Raw genomic sequence first — 20,548 nt, 5'->3', positions numbered from 1 at the left:
CCTCCGGGCTTTTCCCTTCGGTCTTGCGTTTCCGACTCTATCAGACTCTTTCGTGTCCGATTCCCGGTCGAAGCGGGTTCGCCTTCCAGGTCCCAGGCTTTCGCGCTTTTCCCTTTCGGCGGTTCCAACCGTACCAGATTCTTTTTCCGTTCCGTTTCCGGTCCGAATTTCAATTCCGGTGGCCGTTGGAGGGCCTTCGCCTTTCGGCTGATTCGACTTTATCAGAAGCATTCGACCGTTCTGGACGGTCATACGATCCGAATTGAGAGAATCAAAGATCCTGCGGAGATTGCATTCCCGCAGAGATGCGGTTGTAGAGGCTATCCGCCTGGCCCGGACCTGTCCAGTCCGTGGCAACCGTTAAAATCTACCTCCCCACGCCGACCGTGTCAACAGCCTTCTGGGGAGACGAGCAGACTAGCAGGTCAGCGGGGGCGCATGCACATCAGGCTGCGACCGGCAGCTCGGCGCTGCGTTCAGCGGCGTCGACGTCGCCCCGGTCCCCTGCTCGCGATGCTCGGCCACCCAGGACGTAGACGTACACGAGGAAGGCCGCCTCGGCCGCGATGCCGATGGCGATACGGGCCCAGGTCGGCAGGCCGGAAGGGGTGACGAAGCCTTCGATGACACCCGAGACGAACAGGATCAGGGCGAGGCCGATGGCCATACCGATCGCCGCTCGGCCCTGCTGGGCGAGGGCCGAGCGGCGGCTGTACGGGCCCGGGTCTATGACCGTCCAGCCCAGGCGGAGACCGGTGCCCGCCGCGACGAAGACAGCGGTGAGTTCGAGGAGACCGTGCGGGAGGATCAGCCCCAGGAAGACGTCCAGCCGGCCGGCCGACGACATCAGTCCGATGCCCACTCCGAGGTTGAGCACGTTGACGAAGAGGATCCAGATCACCGGGATGCCCAGGAACGCGCCCAGGACCAGGCACATGGCGGCGGCTCTGGCGTTGTTCGTCCAGACCTGGGCCGCGAACGACGCGGCGGGGTGACTGGAGTAGTAGGTCTCGTACTCCCCGCCGGGGCTGGTCAGGCGGCGGAGCTCGTCCGGGGCCGCGATGGCCGCCTGGACCTCGGGGTGCGTGCCGATCCACCAGCCGATGATCACGGCCAGCAGCGTGGAGAGCACCGCCGTCGGTATCCACCAGTGCCGGGAGCGGTGGACCGCGGCCGGGAATCCGGCGGTCAGGAAGCGGGTGGCGTCGCGCCACGAGGCTCGGCGGGTGCCCGTCACCGTGGACCGGGCGCGGGCCACGAGCTGGGTGAGGCGCGCGATGAGCGCGGCGTCCGGAGCGCTGGACTGGACGAGGGAGAGGTGGGTGGCCGTGCGCTGGTAGAGCTCGACGAGTTCGTCGGCCTCCTCGCCGGTGAGCCGGCGTCCGCGGCGCAGGAGGTGGTCCAGACGGTCCCACTCCGCGCGATGGGCGTTCACAAAGACATCGAGGTCCATGGTCGGCTGCTGCTCCAGGCAAGGGTGCGTACGGGTTCGTACCGCGGCGGCGTGTTGCGGGCCAGCTTGGCAGACTGAGAGCCCGAGGGGCAGGGAAGACCGGCGAGGGATGGGGCTGCGATGAGTCAACTGGTGACCGGCGACGCGGTCGTACTGGGTCTGCAGCCGGCGAGACTGCCGAGTCGGGCACTGGCTTTGGCCATCGATCTCGTCGTGGTGGGCGCGGCGTTCTTCTTGGTGTCGATCGGACTGACCGTGGCGACGGCGACGCTGGACGAGGCGGCGTTCGCGGCGATATCCGTCGCCGCCTTCCTGCTGGTGCTGATCGGTGGGCCGATCGCGGTGGAGACGCTCAGCCGTGGTCGCTCGCTGGGGAAGCTGGCGTGCGGGCTGCGAGTGGTCCGCGACGACGGGGGGCCGATTCGTTTCCGGCACGCGCTGATGCGTGGGGCCATGGGGTTCGTCGAGATCCTGCTGACATTCGGGGTCGTCGCCTGCATCGCCTCGTTGGTGTCGGAACGGGGGCGACGCCTGGGGGACGTGTTCGCGGGCACGCTCGTCGTGCGGGAGCGGATACCGGCGGGGCGTGGGACCGCCGTGCCGCCTCCGCCGCCGTGGCTGGTCGGCCGATTCTCCGCGTTGGATCTGTCGGCCGTGCCGGACGGTCTGTGGCTGGCGATACGGCAGTACCTGACGCGGATGCACCAGCTCGACGCGCAGATCGGCCGGTCGATGGCGGAGCGGCTCGCCGGGGAGCTGTCGACGCGGACCGGCGTTCCCGTGCCCGCGGGGGTGCCCGCCGGGGCATATCTGGCGGCGGTGGTGAACGAACGGCAGGCGCGGGACGCACGGCGGGTGATGACCGCCACCGCACAGGGCCGGGCCGTCCCCGGGACGGCCCGGGGTGGGCCGGGCGCATCGGGGGCGACGAGCGCGGCGGTTGGTTCGGCCGGACATGCGGGGCGAGCGGCCGGGTACACGGGGCAGGTGGGGCATACGGAGAGCGCGGGGCCGATGGGCGTGGCGGTACCGCAGGCGCCGACCGGGCCGATGTCGCCCGCGGGCGATGCGAAGGCGGGTGCTCCCGCGGCCCCGGTGGTGGAGAAGGGCGGGCCGGGATCCGCCCCGACAGGGTTCGCCCCACCCGCCTGACGTGGTGGGGGGTGTGCCCCGACGTGCGGTGAGCCCGTGCGAGGCGCGATGTGCTCCGGTCTAACGCGGTGAGGGTGGGGAATCGAGGGCTTCGAGTTCGACGCCGGGGGCCGAGAGCACGACGTCACCCGCGATGTGAACGGTGTGCCGCTCGCCCGTGTCCAGGGCGCTGACCTGGTATTCATCCACGGTCAGGGGGCCGTTGTCAGTGGCGTGCGCTTCACTGTTCACCAGGGCCCAGGACTGGTCGACGGTGCGGGGGGCGAGGACCGGATCCGTGAAGGCGACGAGGCGGACACGGGCCGCGGGGGAATCGGGGGTGAGGCGCAGCAGCCGCGATGTCGCGACGTAGAAAGCGGGGGACGTGCCGGTGAAGGAGTGGGCGCGCACATTGCCTTCCGTGGCATGAACGCCGGTCGGGTCGGTACGGACCCAGGTGACGCCGTCCAGGGCGGCGCCGCGGACCTGCCAGCTCGCGGCATGGAGTTCGAGACGGATGGGGCGGCCCAGGTCGTCGAGGGTCAGGTCGACGGAGCCGAGGTGGGCGCCGGAAGGGGCGGTGGTCCGGGAGACATAGCGCCAGCCGGAGGGGCCGGGGGCGCACTGGAAGTGTTCTTCGCCGAGGAGGGTGTCGTCGTGGAGATCGTGAAGCGAATATCGACCGCGGGGCATGGGGTCCTTCGGGGTTCCTCGGGCTGAGCCGCCGCAGTACGAGGCAGGCCCCCGACACGGGGGTGCGGGGGCCTGCGCTCGTAACCGCTGCTGGGGCTGTTCCGTCTGTCGCGGCCCGGGTCGTGGACGGCCGGGGCGCAGCGGCGGCCCCTCGGCCGGCCATCGGCGGCCGGTGGTGCCGCGGCCGGCCGGTGACGGTGTGCGCGTATGCGGTCGCCGACCGGCCGGAGCGAGGCGGCTCAGTAGCGGTAGTGGTCCGGCTTGTACGGGCCCTCGACCTGGACACCGATGTAGGCGGCCTGCTCGGGACGGAGCGTCGTCAGCTTGACGCCGAGCGCGTCGAGGTGGAGGCGGGCGACCTTCTCGTCCAGGTGCTTGGGCAGCACGTAGACGTCGGTCGGGTACTCCTCCGGCTTGGTGTACAGCTCGATCTGGGCCAGGGTCTGGTCCGCGAACGAGTTGGACATCACGAACGAGGGGTGGCCGGTGGCGTTGCCCAGGTTGAGCAGGCGGCCCTCGGACAGCACGATGAGGACCTTGCCGTCGGGGAACGTCCAGGTGTGGACCTGCGGCTTGACCTCGTCCTTGACGATGCCCGGGATCTTCGCGAGGCCGGCCATGTCGATCTCGTTGTCGAAGTGGCCGATGTTCCCGACGATGGCCTGGTGCTTCATCCTGGCCATGTCGGTAGCCATGATGATGTCCTTGTTGCCCGTGGTGGTGACGAAGATGTCGGCCTTGTCGACGACCTCGTCGAGGGTGGTCACCTGGTAGCCGTCCATCGCCGCCTGGAGGGCGCAGATCGGGTCGATCTCGGTGATGATCACGCGGGCGCCCTGGCCGCGCAGCGACTCCGCGCAGCCCTTGCCGACGTCGCCGTAGCCGCAGACGACCGCGGTCTTGCCCCCGATGAGGACGTCCGTGGCGCGGTTGATGCCGTCGATCAGGGAGTGGCGGCAGCCGTACTTGTTGTCGAACTTGGACTTGGTGACGGCGTCGTTGACGTTGATCGCCGGGAAGAGGAGGGTGCCGTCGCGGTGCATCTCGTAGAGCCGGTGCACACCGGTCGTGGTCTCCTCGGTGACGCCGCGGATCTCGGACGCCAGCTGGGTCCACTTCTGCGGGGACTCACCGAGGGTGCGGGTCAGCAGGGCGAGGATGTGGCCGTACTCCTCGCTGTCCGCCGTCGACGGGTCCGGGACCGCGCCGGCCTTCTCGAACTCGACGCCCTTGTGGACGAGGAGGGTGGCGTCACCACCGTCGTCGAGAATCATGTTCGGGCCGCCGGTGGGGGTGTTCGGCCAGGTCAGAGCCTGCTCCGTGCACCACCAGTACTCCTCGAGCGTCTCGCCCTTCCAGGCGAAGACCGGGACGCCCTGGGGCGCGTCCGGAGTGCCGTTCGGGCCGACGGCGATGGCCGCGGCGGCGTGGTCCTGGGTGGAGAAGATGTTGCAGGAGGCCCAGCGGACCTGGGCGCCGAGGGCGACCAGGGTCTCGATCAGCACGGCCGTCTGCACGGTCATGTGCAGCGAACCGGTGATGCGGGCGCCGGCCAGCGGCTGGGCGGCGGCGTACTCCTTGCGGATCGACATCAGGCCGGGCATCTCGTGCTCGGCGAGGGTGATCTCCTTGCGGCCGAACGCCGCGAGGGAGAGGTCGGCGACCTTGAAGTCCTGCTGGTTGGCGACCGTTGTCATAACGGGCTGCTCCTCGTGGTGGGTGTCGAGGTGGGCGGCTGGCTCTGCGGGCACGCGGGCACACGGATGCCCGGATGTTCGCAGCGCAGTCCGTCGGAGGCCCTCTCTCCCTCGGCCGGTCCGCGCGCGGACCGATCGACCGCCATCAGCAGCGACGTCTGACACTGCCGTCGAATCTACACCGATCGCCCCGGGTGCTCCCAGCCCGCCCGAAACCGCGAGTGGTCGGAAGCGGGCCGTGGACACGGCCGGGCCAGGCCGGAAACGGACAGGGAAGGGCCGAAAGAAACGGACCGGAAGGGACCGGGAAAGGCGGGGAAGGACCGGATGGGGATCCGGGAGGGAGCGAGAAGAGGCCGGAGAGGGGACGGAGCGGCACAGAGAGGGACTGGGGACGGAGCTGGGACACGTACGGGCCGGGCCCGCCTGCGGCTGCGGCTGCGGCTGCGGCAGGAGCCGAGGCAGGGGCAGGCGGCCCGAAGGCCGTGCGTCCGAAGACCATGGGTGCGGCCCGTAGGCCCGTGGGACGGGCCGGAGGGGGGACGGCGGATGGGCCGCTGGACGGGTCAGTGGCCGGAATTCGCCGGGGCGTCCGGGGTCTTCCCGGAGGGCGTACCCGGGGTGGTCTCCGGTGCCCCGCCCGGGGTCTTGCCAGGGTTGGCTCCGGCCGCGGCGGCCGCCGCGCTGTAGATGTCCGGCTCCAGATAGATGACGCGGGCGATCGGGACGGCTTCGCGGATGCGTGCCTCGGCGGCGTTGATGGCGTTGGCGACCTCGGAGGCGGTGTCGTCGTGCCGCACCGCGATCTTGGCGGCGACCAGCAGTTCCTCCGGGCCGAGGTGGAGCGTGCGCATGTGGATGACGCGGGTGACGGTGTCGCCGTCGACGGCCGCTGCCTTGATCTTCTCGACCTGGTCGGCGCCGGCGGCCTCGCCGAGCAGCAGGGACTTGGTCTCGGCGGCGAGCACGATCGCGATGGTGATCAGCAGGGCGCCGATGCAGAGGGTGCCGATGCCGTCCCAGACGCCGTCGCCGGTCACGAGCGCCATTCCGACACCACCGAGGGCGAGCACCAGACCGATCAGTGCGCCGAAGTCCTCCAGGAGCACGACGGGGAGTTCGGGGGCCTTCGCCCGGCGGATGAACTCCCTCCACGACAGCGAGCCGCGGATCTCGTTGGACTCCTTTATGGCGGTGCGGAAGGAGAAGCCCTCGGCGATGATCGCGAAGACGAGAACGCCCACCGGCCAGTACCAGGACTCGACCGCGTGCGGGTGCTTGATCTTCTCGTAGCCCTCGTACAGCGCGAACATGCCACCGACCGAGAACAGCACGATGGAGACGAGGAAGGCGTAGATGTAACGCTCGCGACCGTAGCCGAAGGGGTGCTGGGGGGTCGCCTCGCGCCGGGCCTTCTTGCCCCCGAGCAGCAGCAGTCCCTGGTTCCCCGAGTCGGCGACCGAGTGGACGCTCTCCGCGAGCATCGACGACGAGCCGCTGAACAGGAACGCGACGAACTTGGCCGCGGCGATCGCGAGGTTGGCGCCGAGTGCCGCCACGATCGCCTTGGTTCCGCCTGACGCACTCATGGGTGCCTGATGTCCCTTCGTCGGTTCTTAGGTGCTGCGGCCCTGGCGCCGCGGTACGGCCGGACATTGTTGCAGCCGCCGGTGCGGAAGGTTCGTCAGGCCACCACTGTGGCCCGGAACAGAGTTCCCATACCAGACACTTCGGTCTTCTCGTAGGCGGGCACGAAGACCGAGGCACCGGGGGTGAGGCCGATCGTGCCCGCCTTCGGGGCGCCCGCGGTGCACAGCAGGATCTGCGGGGTGCTCCGGGTCAGGTCGACGGGTTCGGCCCCGGGCGACAGGTCGAAGCGCGAGAGCCGGAACTCGTCCACGGGCGTCTCGTACAGCTCCTCGCCGGACGGGGACGCCTCGGGGCGCAGGATGCCCGGCTCGGTCGGCTCGAAGCGGACGACGCGCAGGAGTTCGGGCACGTCGATGTGCTTGGGCGTGAGTCCGCAGCGCAGCACGTTGTCCGAGTTCGCCATGATCTCGACGCCGAGGCCGTCGAGGTAGGCGTGCGGGACGCCAGCACCGAGGAACAGGGCCTCGCCGGGCTGGAGCTCCACGTAGTTCAGCAGCATCGCGGCGATGACGCCGGGGTCGCCGGGGAAGTGGTGGGCGATCCGGGCGTACGGGGCGAGGGCGCCGCCGAGGCGCTGCGCCGCGGCCGCCGCCTCGTTCACGGTCTCGGCGGTCTCCGCGGGGTCGGCGCCGAGGATCGCGGTGAGGACCTCGCGCAGGGCCGCTTCCTCGGGGTGGGCGCCGAGGAGGTCGGCGTACGGCTTGAGCGAGTCGACACCGAGGGCCGCCATCGTCGCGGCGGCCTCGTCGGGCCTGCGGAAGCCGCACAGACCGGCGAAGGGGGTGAGCGCGCAGATCAGCTCGGGCTTGTGGCTGGCGTCCTTGTACGTGCGGTGAGGGGCGTCGACCGGGACGGAACGGCGCTCCTCGTCCGCGTAACCGCGCCGGGCCTGGTCGACGTCGGGGTGGACCTGGAGGGAGAGCGGAGCACCCGCGGCGAGGAGCTTGAGGAGGAAGGGCAGCTGGGGGCCGAACTTGTCGACGGTGGCCCGGCCCAGTTCGCCCTCCGGGTCGGCGGCGATGACCTCGGCGAGGGACTGTTCGCGGCCCGCCGCGGCGCCGGTGGTGCGGGTGAGGCGGGAGGGGGCGCCGGGGTGGGCACCCATCCACATCTCGGCCTGGGGCTCACCGGTGGGGGCGACGCCGAGCAGCTCCGGGATGGCGGTCGTGGAGCCCCAGGCGTACGGGCGGACGGTGTTGGAGAGCCGGTCCATGGTTCGTCCTCGTGCTCGTGGGATGTGTGAATCCCCGTGGGTGCGCGGATCAGGGGTGTCTGGGGCAGTGTGGTGTGCGGGCCGGCTCGGATGGTGTCGTGGTGGTGGCCGGGCGGTGTGCGGATGCTGTACGGGCGGGTGCGATGATCGGGCGGTGCGGTGGCCGGGCCCGGGGCCAACGCTCTCCGGGAAGCGCTTTCCAGGATGCCAGGGCGCGCGGACCGTTTTTCGGGTCGGGACGCGGAGGTCGTCCGGGGATGTGCCCCGGGCGAGGGGTGCGGAGGGGTCAGGCGCGGGCCGACGACGCCAGCGCCAGGTAGACGGCGGCGAAGTCGGTGACGGCGAGGAGTTCGGCGAGGGCTTCGAGTGCGGTGCCGTCGTCCGGTTCGAGTTCGCTGATCGCGGTGTCATGGCCGAGGGCCAGTTCGCGGGCGGCGGGGGCGGCGCTGAGACCGCCCGCCGGGCGGTCCCGGAGCAGGACGACGCGGGTGTGCAGGGGTTCCGGCTCCTCGACCCGGTCGCGGAAGAAGTCGTCGGGGTCGGCGCCGGCCGCGAAGGCACCCGCCAGCAGCGCGCCGTGGGCGGGAAGGGCCTCGGGGAGTTCGGCGGCGAGGGCCGGACGGCCGGACAGCTCGGCGAGCACCGCGGCGAACCGGCGGCCCACCGGGCCCGCCGTGTCCCCCTCGGTCCAGACGAGGGGAAGGCTGCCGGCGAGTTCGGCGGCGAGGGTCTTCGCCGGGTTGCTGTACGTGGCGATGGCCGGGCCGCAGCGTTCCGCGGTGCGGTCGAGGCGGTCGGCGACGCCCTGGAGCTCCTGGGCGGACGCGGTGACCAGGCCGACCCGGTCGAGCAGTGCGAGCAGCGGGGTGAACAGGGCCCAGAGCGTGCCCGGCCCGGCCGCCGACGTCTCCGCGTCGTACTCGCCGTAGGGGGCGGTGGCCATCGGTACGACGAGCCCGCGCGCGCCGTCGATCGCCTCGCGCAGCGGTGACTGCCGCGGAGCGACCGCGACGACGCCGCAGCCGCGCCGGTACGCCTGTTCGGCGAGGAGGGAGAGGCCCGGCTCGGAACCGTCGGCCGTGACGATCAGCAGCAGGTCCACCGAGCCGGCCCAGCCGGGCAGCGCCCAGCGCAGGGCACCCGCGGCGGGGGCGACCCCGGTGGGGTGGATGCGGGTGACGGGCGCGGAGGCGCCCGCGAGGGCGGTGATCAGGTCGGCGACGCCCGCCGCCGCGGTGCCGGAGCCCGCGAGGAGCACGGCACGGGGGCGGCCCTCCGGGTTCAGCCCGGCGATTCCGGCCTCGGCCGCGTGCCGGGCGGCGGTGCGGACCCGGGCTCCGGCCTCGGCGGCGCCACGGAGCAGGCCCCGGCGGTCGGCCCGCGCCAGGGCGTCCGGGGCGTCGAGCAGCGACTCGTCGAGCATGGGGGACGGTCCTCCGATCACCTGCTGATCACGATCACCTGCTGATCACCGCGCGGCCTCGGGCACGGATGCCACGAGGGCACGGATGCCGTGAAGGCACCGATGCCGCGACGGCACGCGTGCCGCTCACGCGGGCACGTGCACCACCACCGGGCGGATGCCGCCGCCCGGGGCGGACCCCGTCATCGGGGGCGGCGGGCCTCGTCGACGAGGAGGACGGGGATGCCGTCCCGGACCGGGTAGGCCAGGCCGCAGTTCTCGCCGGTGCACACCAGCTCGGGGCTGTCGGCCGCCGACCGGTCGTCGAGCGGGGAGTGACAGGCCGGGCAGGCGAGGATCTCCAGAAGGCCGGCTTCGAGCGGCATGGGCGGGGTCCCTTCAGGCGTCTTCGGGCATTCGGTCAAGCGGTTCGCCCGCGCGCGGACCGGGCGACGTCAGCCTACCGCCGGGGTGCGGTGAGCGCGGCCCGGGTGGAGCGGCCCCGCCCGGTTCCGGCGGCCCCGCTCGCCGGGGCTCGTCCGTCGGTGCCGCGCACGAGTGCGCGTGGTCGGTGCCCCGGCCCCGGTCGTCAGTCGCCGGACGGGCCGGGAACGGCCCGGACGACGGCCAGCACCTCGTCCCGTACGGCGGTCATCGTCCGCTCGTCGCGGGCCTCGACGTTCAGGCGCAGCAGCGGTTCCGTGTTGGAGGCCCGCAGGTTGAACCACCAGTCCGGGCCCGTGACCGTGAGGCCGTCCAGCTCGTCGGTCGTGACGCCGTCGCGGGGCGCGAAGGACGCGCGTACCGCCGCCGTACGGCCCGGCTGGTCGGCGACCGTGGAGTTGATCTCGCCGGAGCCGGTGTAGCGGTCGTACTGGGCGACCAGTTCGGACAGCGGCCCGGGGCGGCTCCCGAGCGCGGCCAGGACGTGCAGCGCGGCGAGCATGCCCGTGTCGGCGTTCCAGAAGTCGCGGAAGTAGTAGTGCGCGGAGTGCTCGCCGCCGAAGATCGCGCCGTGCGCGGCCATCTCCGCCTTGATGAAGGAGTGGCCCACGCGGGTGCGGACCGGGGTGCCGCCGTGTTCGCGGATCACCTCGGGGACCGAGAGCGAGGTGATCAGGTTGTGGATGACGGTGCCCCGGCCGCCGTTGCGGTCGAGTTCCCGGGCGGCGACCAGGGCGGTGATCGCGGACGGTGAGACGCCCCTGCCGCGTTCGTCGACGACGAAGCAGCGGTCCGCGTCGCCGTCGAAGGCGAGGCCCAGGTCGGCGCCCTCGGCCACGACGCGGGCCTGGAGGTCGACGAGGTTCTTCGGGTCGAGGGGGTTGGCCTCGTGGTTGGGGAACGTGCCGTCGAGCTCGAAGTACATCGGTACGAGGTCGACCGGGAGTCCGGCGAGGACGGTCGGCACCGTGTGGCCGCCCATGCCGTTGCCCGCGTCGACGACGACCTTCAACGGGCGCATCGACGAGAGGTCGACGAGAGAGAGCAGGTACGCGGCGTAGTCGGTCAGTGTCTCGCGTTCGGTGACGGTACCGGGGGTGGCGACCGGTTCCGGTGCCCCGGCCTCGGACCACTTCTCGACCAGGGTGCGGATCTCGGCGAGGCCGGTGTCCTGGCCCACGGGTGCGGCACCCGCCCGGCAGAGCTTGATGCCGTTGTACCGGGCCGGGTTGTGCGAGGCGGTGAACATCGCGCCGGGGAGGCCGAGGCTGCCGGAGGCGAAGTAGAGCTGGTCGGTCGAGCAGAGACCGATCAGAGTGACGTCCGCGCCGCGTGCCGCCGCGCCGCGGGCGAAGGCCGCCGAGAGGCCCGGCGACGAGGGCCGCATGTCGTGACCGATCACGATCGCGTCCGCGCCGGTCACCTCGACGAACGCCGCCCCGAAGTATTCGGCCAGCGATTCGTCCCACTGGTCGGGCACCACCCCGCGCACGTCGTACGCCTTCACGATCTGCGACAGGTCAGCAGCCACGGGCCGGTCCTCCTGAGTTCTCTGCGGTCCGCCCAAACTACCCGGCGCCCGTTCCAGCAGGTCCCGGGGGATCCGGCGCCTCAGAACGGCTCGGATGCCACGACTCCGCGAGGGCCTTCCCGACGACCACGGGGTCCGGGGCCGACGGCCGGGCGGGAAGGAGCCGGCCGACAGGAGAACCGGCCGGGGTGAGGAGCGGTCAGGAGTCCGGGGAGCGGAGCACCCGCAGATGGCCGCGGCGCGCGACCTCCATCGGGTCGGCGGTCTGCGGGCCGCCGTTCCTTCCGTCACCGCCGCGGTCGTGCGGACGCGCCGCTTCCCGTACGGCGTTGGCGAGCGCTTCGAGGTCGTCACCGCTGGGGCGTGTGGGGGCGGAGGGGTCGGAGAGACGGACGACTTCCCAGCCGCGTGGTGCGGTCAGCCGCTCACTGTGCTCGGCACAGAGGTCGTAGCAGTGGGGCTCGGCGTAGGTGGCGAGCGGGCCGAGGACCGCAGTCGAGTCGGCATAGACGTACGTCAGTGTCGCGACGGCAGGGCGGCCGCACGCGGTGCGCGAACAGCGACGTACAGGGCTCACGATGTTGGACGGTACCGCACTCTTGAGCGGGCTGCGACGACTCTCCCCCAGGTCACCCCACCGTGTCGCCCTGTGACCTCTGGCACAACTGCCTTTCGGACAACCTTCTGACCTGCGAGGAAACAGAGAAACGCAGGTCACGGCGGCAACGATTCCGGTCGCCCCTCGACACAAAAGCTGTCATTCAGCAGGAGAACACCGGTCGCGAGCCGGGCTTGAAACGGCCTGCTGTTTGGCCGGATTGTTCATGATTGGACAGGCCGACGCTCCGTCAGCAAGCGCCGATCCGTACGCCCCGCCGGGGGTTACGCTGCGTCGGTGATGGACAGTCCCGTGCCTCCCCACCCCTCCGACCCCCGCCCACGCCGTCGTGACCGTCACGGCCGCGGCATGCGCGGGCCCCTGGCTCCGCCTCAGGTGCCGCTGTCGGTGAGCAGGGCGGAGAGCTTCCGCGATCTCGTGCAGGATTCCGTGGAGCGGCTGGAACGGCGCTGGCCGCAACTGGCCGATGTCGACTTCATGGTGCTGGACGTGCCCTCGGCCGATGCCTCGGAGGTGCGGGCGGGGACCGTACCGCTGGGGCGCGCGACGTCCGCGGAGAAGAACCGGCCCGCGCAGATCGTCGTCTACCGCCGGCCCGTCGAGATCCGCGCCAAGAGCCGTGACGAACGCGCCCTGCTGGTGCACGAGGTCGTCGTGGAGCAGGTCGCGGACCTGCTCGGGCTCTCGCCGGAGTCGGTGGATCCGCGGTACGGCCAGGAGTAGCGGAGCCGACGGGCACAGTGGGGCCGGAGAGGGCGGAGAGGACAGAGGGGTCGGCGGGAGGAGCGGCGGGAACGGGACGGCGCGGCGACCGGGCCGTCCCCACCGGGACACCCCGACCGCCGCGCCGCCGCGTCCGGTCGTCCAGTCGCGTTCAGTCGTCCAGGACCGACAGGTCCTGGACCGCTTCGGGCACCGCCACCGTTCCGCGGTCGTCCGACAGGGTCTGCACGGTGAACATCTGGACGCCGTCCTGCGGGAGGCTGAGCGTGCGGGCGGCGTGGACCGGTCCGCCCGACTCCGTACGGACCGTCAGCGCGTAGCCGCCCTTGAGGCCCGACGGCACGGGCGGGGTGACCGCGAGGGTCGTACCGCCCTTGACGGTGTACGTCTTGACGACCTGTTCGCCGCCCTTGCTGCCCGCCGAGGCGATCACCTTCACGGTGCCGGTGGCACCGGGCGCGGTGAGCGAGAGGGTCGACCCCTTGGCCCGGTTGTCCGCCGCCGTCGCCTGTGCACCCACCGGACCGGCCGCCGGGATGTAGCCGGCCTCCCGGCCGTCGCCCTTGCCGCGGACCACGCGCAGCGCGGCCACCACCGGGGTGCCCTCGCCGCCCTTCGTCGGGCTCAGCAGCAGTGAGCCGGGTTCGTTCCTGGTGACGTCCTTCAGGTCGACGCCCGCCGTCATCCGCGACTTGACGTGCAGGCTCTCGTTCCCGACCGGTGAGATCGGGCCGCCCGGGCCGAGCAGCTGGACCTTCAGATCGGCGTCGTCGTCGCCGGGCGCGAAGGCGACCAGACGGACGGATGTGGCGTCCGCCGGGATGCCCGGGAGCACCAGGGTGCCGTTCGGGGAGACGGAGGCGGCCAGCCAGTCGCTGCCGGTCGTATCGTCCGCGGTCCTCACGGCGGCGCCGACGCGTCCGGTGCGGGTGGTGACGTGGGCGGTCACGTCCTCGACCGCCTCACTGGTCAGCGTCGAGATCAGGACGCGGACGCCGGAACGGGCGGGCACCGTGATGCCCTCGCCGACGTCCGACTTGAGGCTGCCATCCGGGCCGTACAGCTCGATGTCGGCGACGGCCGCGGTGTCGTCCGGGTTGGTGAGGTGGACGTAGTCCTCGCGGGACTTCGCGGTGCTCACGGCCGGGAACCAGAAGTCGGCGCCCGGCGAGGTGCAGCTGACGCCGAGCAGGCCGCGGGCGCCCGCCTCGACCACGGTGGTCTGCTGAGCGGCCCAGCCGGGGGCCAGGCGCCCGGTGGCGGTGCCGACCAGTGCGGGGGCGTCGGCCCCGGAGACCTCGGCGGTGACCGGCTTGCCGGGCTCCTTCAGGGAGAGGACGGGCTTCGTGGAGTCCGTCTTCCTGTCGCCCTTGCCGTCGTCCTTGTCGTCCTTCTTCTTGTCGTCCTTCTTCTTGTCCTCCTCCTTACCGCCGTCTCCCTTTCCGGTGCCGCCCGCGGTGCCGTCGGCCGTGGCCGCCGTGGACTGCGTCAGTTCGGCCGTACCGGCCCCGCCGCCTCCACCGTCCGCGGCCGGGGTGTAGGCCGTGTACGTCGTCTCGGCGAGGTCCGAGCGGCCGGGCGCCGGGCAGAGCAGGCTGGACCGTTCGACCGGCAGCCGGGTGGCCGCCTTCGATTCCGCCGCGCTCGTGTCACCGGGCGAGGCCAGCGCGGCGAATCCGGTGACGGCGGCGAGGGCTACGGTGCCCGCGATGAGGGACAGGCTGCTGGACTTCACTCGGACTCGCCTCGCGATGCGTTACCGGTCGGCCACGGGTTCTGGCCCGGGGCGGTGTTCTCGTCGGGGTTCTGCGGTTCGTACCCGCCCTGCCCGCCGTAGCCGGCGCGGGTGTCGTAGGAGGCCGCCTGCGGGTCTTGCTGCTGGACCTGCGGGTCGTACTGCTGGTGCTGCGGGTCGTATTGCTGGTACTGCGGCTGCTGATGGTGCTGCTGGGCGTAGCCGTACGGGTCGTAGGCGTTCGGGTCGTAGGTGTGCGTGTTGTAGGCGTTCGGGTCGTAGACGTTCGGGTCGTGGGCGCCGTTCTGCGGGTACGGGTCAGCGGTGTGCTGGTGCTCCTGCGGCGTGCCGTATCCGGCGTCCTGGTACGGAGCGTTCGGGTACGGCTGGTGTGCCGCGTCCTGGTACCGGCCCGCGTCCCACTCGCCGTACTGCTGCTGCGGAACGGCGTACGGGTCGCCTTCGGCGCCGGGGGCGAAGCCGTCCCGGGCCCCGTCGGCGTCCGGGGCGAAGCCGTCCTGTCCGTCCGCCCGGGGCGCGTAGGTCTCCTGACCGTCCGTCCGGCCGGGCTCGGGTCCCGTTTCCGGTTCGGCGTTCTGCTGGGCCGGGATGTACTCGCCCGCGGCGTCCTCGGCGCTTCCGGCCGAGGCGGCCTCGGCCTCCGCACGGGCGGCGGCGCGGAGCCTGCGGGACCGGCGCCCCCCGCCCTCGGCCGGCTCCGTGGCCGCGGCCATGCCCTCCTCGGGCAGGTCGTCGTCGATCTCCCGGCGACGGCCCGGCAGTGCCATGACCACCAGCACCACGGCCAGCGCGCACTGGGCCCAGATCCAGGCGGTGTGGGTGAACGGCGCGTCGTACGTCAGGTCCAGGCTGCCGCCCTCTGCGGGCAGTTCGAAGCCCTGGGCCCAGCCGTCGACGGTCTTCGGGGTCAGGGCGCGGCCGTCGAGCGTGGCGCGCCAGTTCGGGTCGGCGGCGTCGGCGATCCGCAGCACGCGGCCGGGGCCGCCCGCCGGGATCTTCGTGTGCGCCTCGACGGGGAGGGAGCCCACCGGCAGCTGCTCGCCGTCGGCACCGGACGGGACGATCATGATGCGCGCGACCTGCCGGTCGACCCGCCACAGTGCGCTGCCGTCCAGCTGGCTGAGCCTGCTGAGACCGGGGGTCGTGTCGAGGACCCGGCTCATCTCCTTCGGGGCCCCGTCGCGGACCAGGACGTAACGAATCGCGAACCCGCTGAGCTGGCTGCCCTGGTCGGCGCCGGAGCCCGCGACGAGGTTGGCGACGACCTTGTCGAGGTGGCTGTTGCTGCCGCCCGCCTCGATCAGTTCGGCGTCGCCGAGCCGCGCGCCGGAGCCGCGTACCAGGGTGTACGAGACGGTGGCGGGCGTGGTACCGCCGAGGACGAGGGTGCGCGGCTGGTCGCGGGTGGTGCTCTCCTCCGCGACGAACGCGGGCACCTGCACCGGGTCGCGGCGCTCCAGCGGGCCCGCGGCGCCGCCGATCATCCAGCCGACGGCGGCCAGCACCGGGGCGAGGCCCGCGGCGAGGGCGATCAGCGCGGCGACGGGCTGGCGCCAGCCGAAGCTGAGTTCGGCGACGCGTACCCGGGCGCCGTCCGCACCGACCAGCGCGGCGGCGATCAGCGCGATCCCGTAGACGAGGGTGGCCGGGCCCGCCCAGGCGGAGCCGTTGGTGAGCGCTGCGAAGAACAGCGCCACCAGCGCCACCGCCCACGCGGTGCGCACCGCGAACTGCCGCTCCGCGCGCAGCAGCGCGGCCAGCGCGGCCAGCACGACGCCGAGCAGCAGCACGCCGCCCGCGGCCTTGGGGCCGCCGGGGCTGATGCCGAGCAGGTCGAGCGCGGAGGCCGTGCCCGTACCGAGGTCGAGGCCCGCCTCCTTCAGGAAGCCGGACGGGTCGGCGAGGAGCGAGAGCGACCACGGCGCGAGGACCAGCATCGGCGTGCCGATCGCGGCGAGGAAGCGGAGGCCGTACGCGGCGATGTCCCGACGGCGCAGGACGAGCACACCGATGCCGAGGACCACGGCCATCGGCCACACGACGGGGGTGAACGCCATCGCGACGGTGAGGAGCAGGGTGTACGTCCAGGTGGCGCGCCAGCTGCCGCGTGCGTCGCCGGTGGCGCGCATGCCGTGCGCGGAGACGGCGGCGCGGGCGATCAGCGGGAGCAGGACGGCGAGTACGGCGGTGCCGAGGCGGCCGGTCGCGAGGGCGCCGGTCGCGGCGGGCAGGAAGGCGTACGCGACGCTCGCCCAGGCACGCAGCAGTCGGGACGGGAGCAGCGGGCGGGAGGCGAAGTACGCGGTGAGTCCGGCGAGCGGGACCGAGCAGACCAGCAGCAGCGTGAGCGCGAAGCCGGTCGAGCCGAGGAACAGCGCGGACAGGGCCGAGATCACGGCGAGGTAGGGCGGCGCGGTCTGGGTGCCGCCGGTGCCGACCGGGTGCCAGCCGTCCGCGTACCGGCCCCACAGGTCGGAGACGTCGGCGGGCGCGGGCAGCAGGGCACCGCCCGCGAGCGCGCCGCCGCCGAGCAGGGCGCGGCAGGCGACGAGCGAGACGAGGAGGAGGACGGCGAAGAGCACCGGGCCGGGCTTGCGCCCGATCCGCTTCAGCCGCGCGAACTGTTCGATCTCCAGGAAGTCGGCGTCATCGCCGCCGGGGCCGGACTCCACGGCGCCGTGCCGCGAGCCGCCCGAATCGGCGTCGGACCGGTTGCCGAGGTTCCCGGCGATCTGGTCGACGGTGGCCCGGACGGTGGCGCCGGGCGGCGGGAACAGACCGCGCAGTTCGGCCTGGTCGACGACGCCACCGGCGCGGGCGCGGCGGGCGGCGAGGATCCGTCCGGGGCGCAGCAGGGTGCCGACCAGCCCGGTGATCTCGTCGAGCGCCTGGCCGGGCACCTTGCCGACGAGGTGGGCGAGGGCGCGCAGGAGGCTGCCGACGACGAGCCGCAGCAGCACCCAGGGCAGCGCCTTGCCGCGGGCGTTGGCCAGCATCGTGTAGACGGCACCGGCCTTGTCGACGCGGTGCGGGGAGGCACCGCGCCGCGCGAAGCGCGTCGATGAGGGGTGGCGGTCGGGCGACGGGTGGGCGGAGCGCCCCACGCAGTCGATGGGGCGGCGCTCACGGGCGGATGCCTCGGCGTGCCGGAGGACGGCGTCGGGGGCGACCAGGACCCGGTGTCCGGCGACGTGCGCGCGCCAGCACAGGTCGACGTCGTCGCGCATCAGCGGGAGCGCGCGGTCGAAACCGCCGAGCTCCTCCCAGACGTCACGGCGGATCAGCATCCCGGCGGTGGAGACGGAGAGCACGGTACGGACCTGGTCGTGCTGTCCCTGGTCCTGTTCGCGCCGGTCGAGGCCGGTCCAGCGGCGGCCGCTGTTGGCGATGGAGACGCCGACCTCGAGGAGCTGCTTGCTGTCGTACCAGCCGCGGAGCTTGGGACCGACGATCGCGGCGTGCGGGTCGTTGTCGACGACCCGCAGCAGCTCGGCGAGCGCGTCGGGCGCGGGCGCGCAGTCGTCGTGGAGCAGCCAGAGCCACTGCACGGGTTCGCCGTGCGGGAGCTCGGGGAGGTCGTAAGTGTCGTCGCGCCAGGTCTTGGTGACGGGATCCCAGTTGCCGGGCCGCTTCAGGTAGGGCAGGTCCTCGGGGGTGAGGACGCCGGCCGTACGGGCCGCCTCGTCGACGGCCGCGCCGAAACCGGTGCGCCGCGCGAGGTGCAGGACGCGGTCGGCGCCGAGCGCCTCGGTGACCAGCCGGGCGGAGTCGTCGGCGCTGCCGGTGTCCGCGGCGACGGCGTTCTGTACGGGGCGTTCCTGCCCGAGCAGTCCGGCGAGCGCGTCGGGCAGCCAGCGCGCGCCGTCGTGGGTGACGAGCACGGCGGTGACGACATGCCGGGGGAACTCGGGGGCGACGGCAGCCGCGTACGGCGCCGTCGTTTGGCTGTGCACGGACATCGAGGTACGGGCCCTCCGGCCGGGTCCGGGGGCGATTCCCCCGGGGGCTGCATCGGTGTACGCGCGCGCTCCGTCGGGGCGTTGGCGCGTCTCGGACGGGCCCCCACACTAACGGTACGGCTCACCCCGGTGGCGCCGAGCGCTCGGACGGGGGCCGCGACGGGCGGTGCCGGGGACGCGGGAGCGGGCGGCGGGCTGTCCCGGGTGTCATGGGAGCGGCGGCGGGTCGAGCCCCGGGCGACGCGTGAGCGGGCGGCCGGGCGGGGGGCGGGGGCCACGAGAACGGGCAGCCGCACATGGTGATGGCCCGTCGTCCGCGGGCGGGTGGCGGGCGACGGGCCATGGTCGTGACGGCGCATCCGGCTGTTCGGCCGTCGGTTGCCGGTTGCTTGTTCCTGGTTGCCGGTCGTCGGCCACCGGTTCTCGGTTGCCGGTCGTCCGTCGTTCGGTCTTCACGGCATGCGGTTCCCGAGCGGGCTCCGCCCCACGCGCGGTCGCGGCGCTCCGACGCCATCGCTCCCTCGCCGATCCGCCCGCCGGGTGCGTAGGCGACGGACCGGGCGGACGGTGGGCGCGACGGCGTCAGACGGCGGCCTTCTTCAGGCGCCGCCGCTCACGCTCGGAGAGTCCGCCCCAGATACCGAAGCGTTCGTCGTTGGAGAGGGCGTACTCAAGGCATTCGGACCGCACTTCGCAGGCGAGACAGACCTTCTTGGCCTCGCGGGTGGATCCGCCCTTCTCGGGGAAGAAGGACTCGGGATCGGTCTGGGCGCACAGTGCGCGCTCCTGCCAGCCGAGTTCCTCGTCCGCGTCCTCGACCAGCAGTTGCTGGAACAGCTCGGTCATGTGCGCCCCTCGTCTGTCTCTTGCGTCCCCGTGATGCAGCCGTTGCTGATTACGGCCGAACGACACGAGTGAAATTACAAGTGTGTATCTCCAGGCCAGTCAAGCGAGGATCTGCTATTGGCTCCGGTATTCACTCTGCGGAACCAAGCGTATGCGGAAAGTGTGCAAATCAGCAAAAAGCTGACATCCGACGTGGACCGCATCACACCCCCCATCGAGAGATGACGAACGGGACCGCCTCCACGTTTCGGGCCGGCCGCCGAAGCGATCAAGATCACAGATAGATCACGAGGCCCCAACGACGTCTACCGGCGCGGTTGATGCGCCACATCTCCGCCATCATGGCCGAATAAACCTTTCTGCACCCCAAAGCAACCAGTTGGGGTGAACCATTGCCCGCAAAACGGACATCAAGTTGACAGGTGAGGGCGGAAACCGGTCTCCTTGGTCCCATGCCAGCGACCGCAGCGACGTATGCCACCCACGTCCGTGGGTTCCGCACGGCTGTCCAGGCCCGCTGTTGCTGTTCCAGCTGTCACAGCTGTTGATGCCATAGGGCTCCGGCTCTGATCCAGCTCCTCCCGCGAGGTTCCCGCCGCAGAGCGCCTTCGCAGAGCGTGTCCACCAAGAAGGCTCCTCAGCCGTCCGCAGAGGCTCCCTTCCGGCGCTCGCACGGTCTCCGGTGGCTCTCCCGCCTCTCCGCGACACCCGCACACGCACCCCACGCCGAGGAAACCGACCGCTTCCATGAACAGCGACAGCGACCTCCAGATCGCCGGCGACATCCTTGAGGTCCAGCACCTCCTCCAGCCCGCACGCGAGCACCCGTCCACCGTGGCCGAGTTCGCCGGGCTCGCCCGCCGCATCGCCTCCGACCCCACGCAGTGGGCGCCGCTCGTCCAGTACGACGCCACCACCCGCTGGTACCACCGGCTGCGCGCCGTTGCCCCGGCCCCCGGCTCCTCCCGCCCCGGGAAGCCCTCGGTCGGTTACGAGGTCTGGCTGCTGAGCTGGCTGCCCGGTCAGGGCAGCGGGCGCCACGACCACGGCCCGTCCTCCGGGCTGCTGACGGTCCTGGACGGCCGGCTGACCGAGCACACCGAGCGCGGCGCCCGCGCGCTGGCCCCCGGAGCACAGCGTGTCTTCGCGCCCGGCTCCGTGCACGAGGTGATCAACGACTCCCTCGAACCGGCCGTCAGCCTGCACATCTACTACCCGGGCCTGACCGAGATGCCGATGCACACGGCGCACTGCACCCCGGTGACCGCGAAGGCCTTGCCCGTGGCCGCGAGCGCCGTACCCACGGTGGCGGACGCCGTACGCGCGACCGTGGACGCCGTACGCGGCTGACGTCCGCCCTCACCCGCCGACGGCCACCCGCTGCCCGTCGCCCGTCGTCCCGTCGCCCTGACAAGGATCAGGCTCCGCCTG

General features: G+C 72.3%; 16 protein-coding genes. 3 read left to right on the top strand and 13 right to left on the bottom strand.

Annotation, left to right across the window (positions count from 1 at the left end; translation table 11 throughout):
* Both AB0E67_RS31490 and AB0E67_RS31485 read right to left on the bottom strand, forming a co-directional pair.
* The coding region (locus AB0E67_RS31490) for a hypothetical protein (protein WP_362033150.1) at positions 1-252 on the bottom strand (252 nt) is incomplete at its 3' end.
* Positions 253-445: 193 nt separating this feature from the next.
* Positions 446-1,453, bottom strand: a complete 1,008-nt coding sequence (locus AB0E67_RS31485; RefSeq protein WP_362033148.1) for a stage II sporulation protein M — start codon at positions 1,451-1,453, stop codon at positions 446-448.
* Between the two features lie 120 nt (positions 1,454-1,573).
* Here AB0E67_RS31485 and AB0E67_RS31480 point away from each other — a divergent pair, with 120 nt between their 5' ends.
* Positions 1,574-2,605: an RDD family protein gene (locus AB0E67_RS31480; RefSeq protein ID WP_362033145.1), complete on the top strand. Its 1,032-nt coding sequence runs from the start codon at positions 1,574-1,576 to the stop codon at positions 2,603-2,605.
* Positions 2,606-2,665: 60 nt separating this feature from the next.
* Here the strand turns inward: AB0E67_RS31480 and AB0E67_RS31475 are convergent, their stop codons facing one another.
* The 8 genes from AB0E67_RS31475 to AB0E67_RS31440 form a co-directional block, all read right to left on the bottom strand.
* Positions 2,666-3,277, bottom strand: a complete 612-nt coding sequence (locus AB0E67_RS31475) for a hypothetical protein (protein WP_362033142.1) — start codon at positions 3,275-3,277, stop codon at positions 2,666-2,668.
* 239 nt (positions 3,278-3,516) lie between these two features.
* Positions 3,517-4,974: an adenosylhomocysteinase gene (gene ahcY / locus AB0E67_RS31470; protein WP_362033156.1), complete on the bottom strand. Its 1,458-nt coding sequence runs from the start codon at positions 4,972-4,974 to the stop codon at positions 3,517-3,519.
* A 566-nt stretch (positions 4,975-5,540) separates the two neighbouring features.
* Positions 5,541-6,563, bottom strand: a complete 1,023-nt coding sequence (locus AB0E67_RS31465) for a cation diffusion facilitator family transporter (RefSeq protein ID WP_362033139.1) — start codon at positions 6,561-6,563, stop codon at positions 5,541-5,543.
* Between the two features lie 95 nt (positions 6,564-6,658).
* Positions 6,659-7,837 carry a mannose-6-phosphate isomerase, class I gene (gene manA, locus AB0E67_RS31460; protein WP_362033137.1) on the bottom strand — a complete coding sequence of 393 codons (1,179 nt, stop codon included), beginning with the start codon at positions 7,835-7,837 and terminating at the stop codon, positions 6,659-6,661.
* A 286-nt stretch (positions 7,838-8,123) separates the two neighbouring features.
* Entirely contained in the window at positions 8,124-9,260 is a 1,137-nt protein-coding gene (locus AB0E67_RS31455) for an SIS domain-containing protein (protein ID WP_362033134.1), read from the bottom strand.
* A gap of 182 nt (positions 9,261-9,442) precedes the next feature.
* Positions 9,443-9,625 carry a Trm112 family protein gene (locus tag AB0E67_RS31450; RefSeq protein WP_073791360.1) on the bottom strand — a complete coding sequence of 61 codons (183 nt, stop codon included), beginning with the start codon at positions 9,623-9,625 and terminating at the stop codon, positions 9,443-9,445.
* A gap of 203 nt (positions 9,626-9,828) precedes the next feature.
* Positions 9,829-11,214 carry a phosphomannomutase/phosphoglucomutase gene (locus tag AB0E67_RS31445; RefSeq protein WP_362033132.1) on the bottom strand — a complete coding sequence of 462 codons (1,386 nt, stop codon included), beginning with the start codon at positions 11,212-11,214 and terminating at the stop codon, positions 9,829-9,831.
* Between the two features lie 199 nt (positions 11,215-11,413).
* A complete protein-coding gene (locus AB0E67_RS31440; protein ID WP_351522831.1) occupies positions 11,414-11,791 on the bottom strand; it encodes a DUF3499 domain-containing protein in 378 nt (125 codons plus the stop codon).
* 321 nt (positions 11,792-12,112) lie between these two features.
* Between AB0E67_RS31440 and AB0E67_RS31435 the strand changes: the two genes are divergently transcribed.
* On the top strand, positions 12,113-12,556 hold the full coding sequence (locus tag AB0E67_RS31435; protein ID WP_362033153.1) for a metallopeptidase family protein: 444 nt from the start codon (positions 12,113-12,115) through the stop codon (positions 12,554-12,556).
* A gap of 151 nt (positions 12,557-12,707) precedes the next feature.
* Here the strand turns inward: AB0E67_RS31435 and AB0E67_RS31430 are convergent, their stop codons facing one another.
* The 3 genes from AB0E67_RS31430 to AB0E67_RS31420 form a co-directional block, all read right to left on the bottom strand.
* Positions 12,708-14,291 (bottom strand): DUF5719 family protein, encoded by a 1,584-nt coding sequence (locus tag AB0E67_RS31430; protein WP_362033129.1) that lies wholly within the window; start codon positions 14,289-14,291, stop codon positions 12,708-12,710.
* Complete coding sequence (locus AB0E67_RS31425; RefSeq protein WP_362033126.1) at positions 14,288-18,271, bottom strand: glycosyltransferase; 3,984 nt, start codon at positions 18,269-18,271, stop codon at positions 14,288-14,290. The genes AB0E67_RS31430 and AB0E67_RS31425 overlap by 4 nt, the downstream gene beginning before the upstream one ends.
* A 582-nt stretch (positions 18,272-18,853) precedes the next feature.
* On the bottom strand, positions 18,854-19,117 hold the full coding sequence (locus tag AB0E67_RS31420; protein ID WP_030927001.1) for a WhiB family transcriptional regulator: 264 nt from the start codon (positions 19,115-19,117) through the stop codon (positions 18,854-18,856).
* A 747-nt stretch (positions 19,118-19,864) separates the two neighbouring features.
* On the opposite strand from AB0E67_RS31420, the gene AB0E67_RS31415 reads away from it, so the two are divergent.
* On the top strand, positions 19,865-20,467 hold the full coding sequence (locus AB0E67_RS31415) for a cysteine dioxygenase family protein (RefSeq protein WP_362033123.1): 603 nt from the start codon (positions 19,865-19,867) through the stop codon (positions 20,465-20,467).
* The last annotated feature ends 81 nt before the right edge of the window (positions 20,468-20,548 follow it).

It is taken from the genome of Streptomyces sp. NPDC032161 (assembly GCF_040636995.1).
GTDB lineage: Bacteria > Actinomycetota > Actinomycetes > Streptomycetales > Streptomycetaceae > Streptomyces.
The sequence above is the reverse complement of the archived record's forward strand: the minus strand, read 5'-3'. Positions and strand labels throughout refer to the sequence as shown.

Coding starts and splice junctions, on each gene's coding strand:
- AB0E67_RS31485 (WP_362033148.1), bottom strand. CDS start 1,453: ATGGACCTCGATGTCTTTGTGAACGCCCATCGCGCGGAGTGGGACCGT.
- AB0E67_RS31480 (WP_362033145.1), top strand. CDS start 1,574: ATGAGTCAACTGGTGACCGGCGACGCGGTCGTACTGGGTCTGCAGCCG.
- AB0E67_RS31475 (WP_362033142.1), bottom strand. CDS start 3,277: ATGCCCCGCGGTCGATATTCGCTTCACGATCTCCACGACGACACCCTC.
- ahcY (WP_362033156.1), bottom strand. CDS start 4,974: ATGACAACGGTCGCCAACCAGCAGGACTTCAAGGTCGCCGACCTCTCC.
- AB0E67_RS31465 (WP_362033139.1), bottom strand. CDS start 6,563: ATGAGTGCGTCAGGCGGAACCAAGGCGATCGTGGCGGCACTCGGCGCC.
- manA (WP_362033137.1), bottom strand. CDS start 7,837: ATGGACCGGCTCTCCAACACCGTCCGCCCGTACGCCTGGGGCTCCACG.
- AB0E67_RS31455 (WP_362033134.1), bottom strand. CDS start 9,260: ATGCTCGACGAGTCGCTGCTCGACGCCCCGGACGCCCTGGCGCGGGCC.
- AB0E67_RS31450 (WP_073791360.1), bottom strand. CDS start 9,625: ATGCCGCTCGAAGCCGGCCTTCTGGAGATCCTCGCCTGCCCGGCCTGT.
- AB0E67_RS31435 (WP_362033153.1), top strand. CDS start 12,113: ATGGACAGTCCCGTGCCTCCCCACCCCTCCGACCCCCGCCCACGCCGT.
- AB0E67_RS31425 (WP_362033126.1), bottom strand. CDS start 18,271: ATGTCCGTGCACAGCCAAACGACGGCGCCGTACGCGGCTGCCGTCGCC.
- AB0E67_RS31420 (WP_030927001.1), bottom strand. CDS start 19,117: ATGACCGAGCTGTTCCAGCAACTGCTGGTCGAGGACGCGGACGAGGAA.
- AB0E67_RS31415 (WP_362033123.1), top strand. CDS start 19,865: ATGAACAGCGACAGCGACCTCCAGATCGCCGGCGACATCCTTGAGGTC.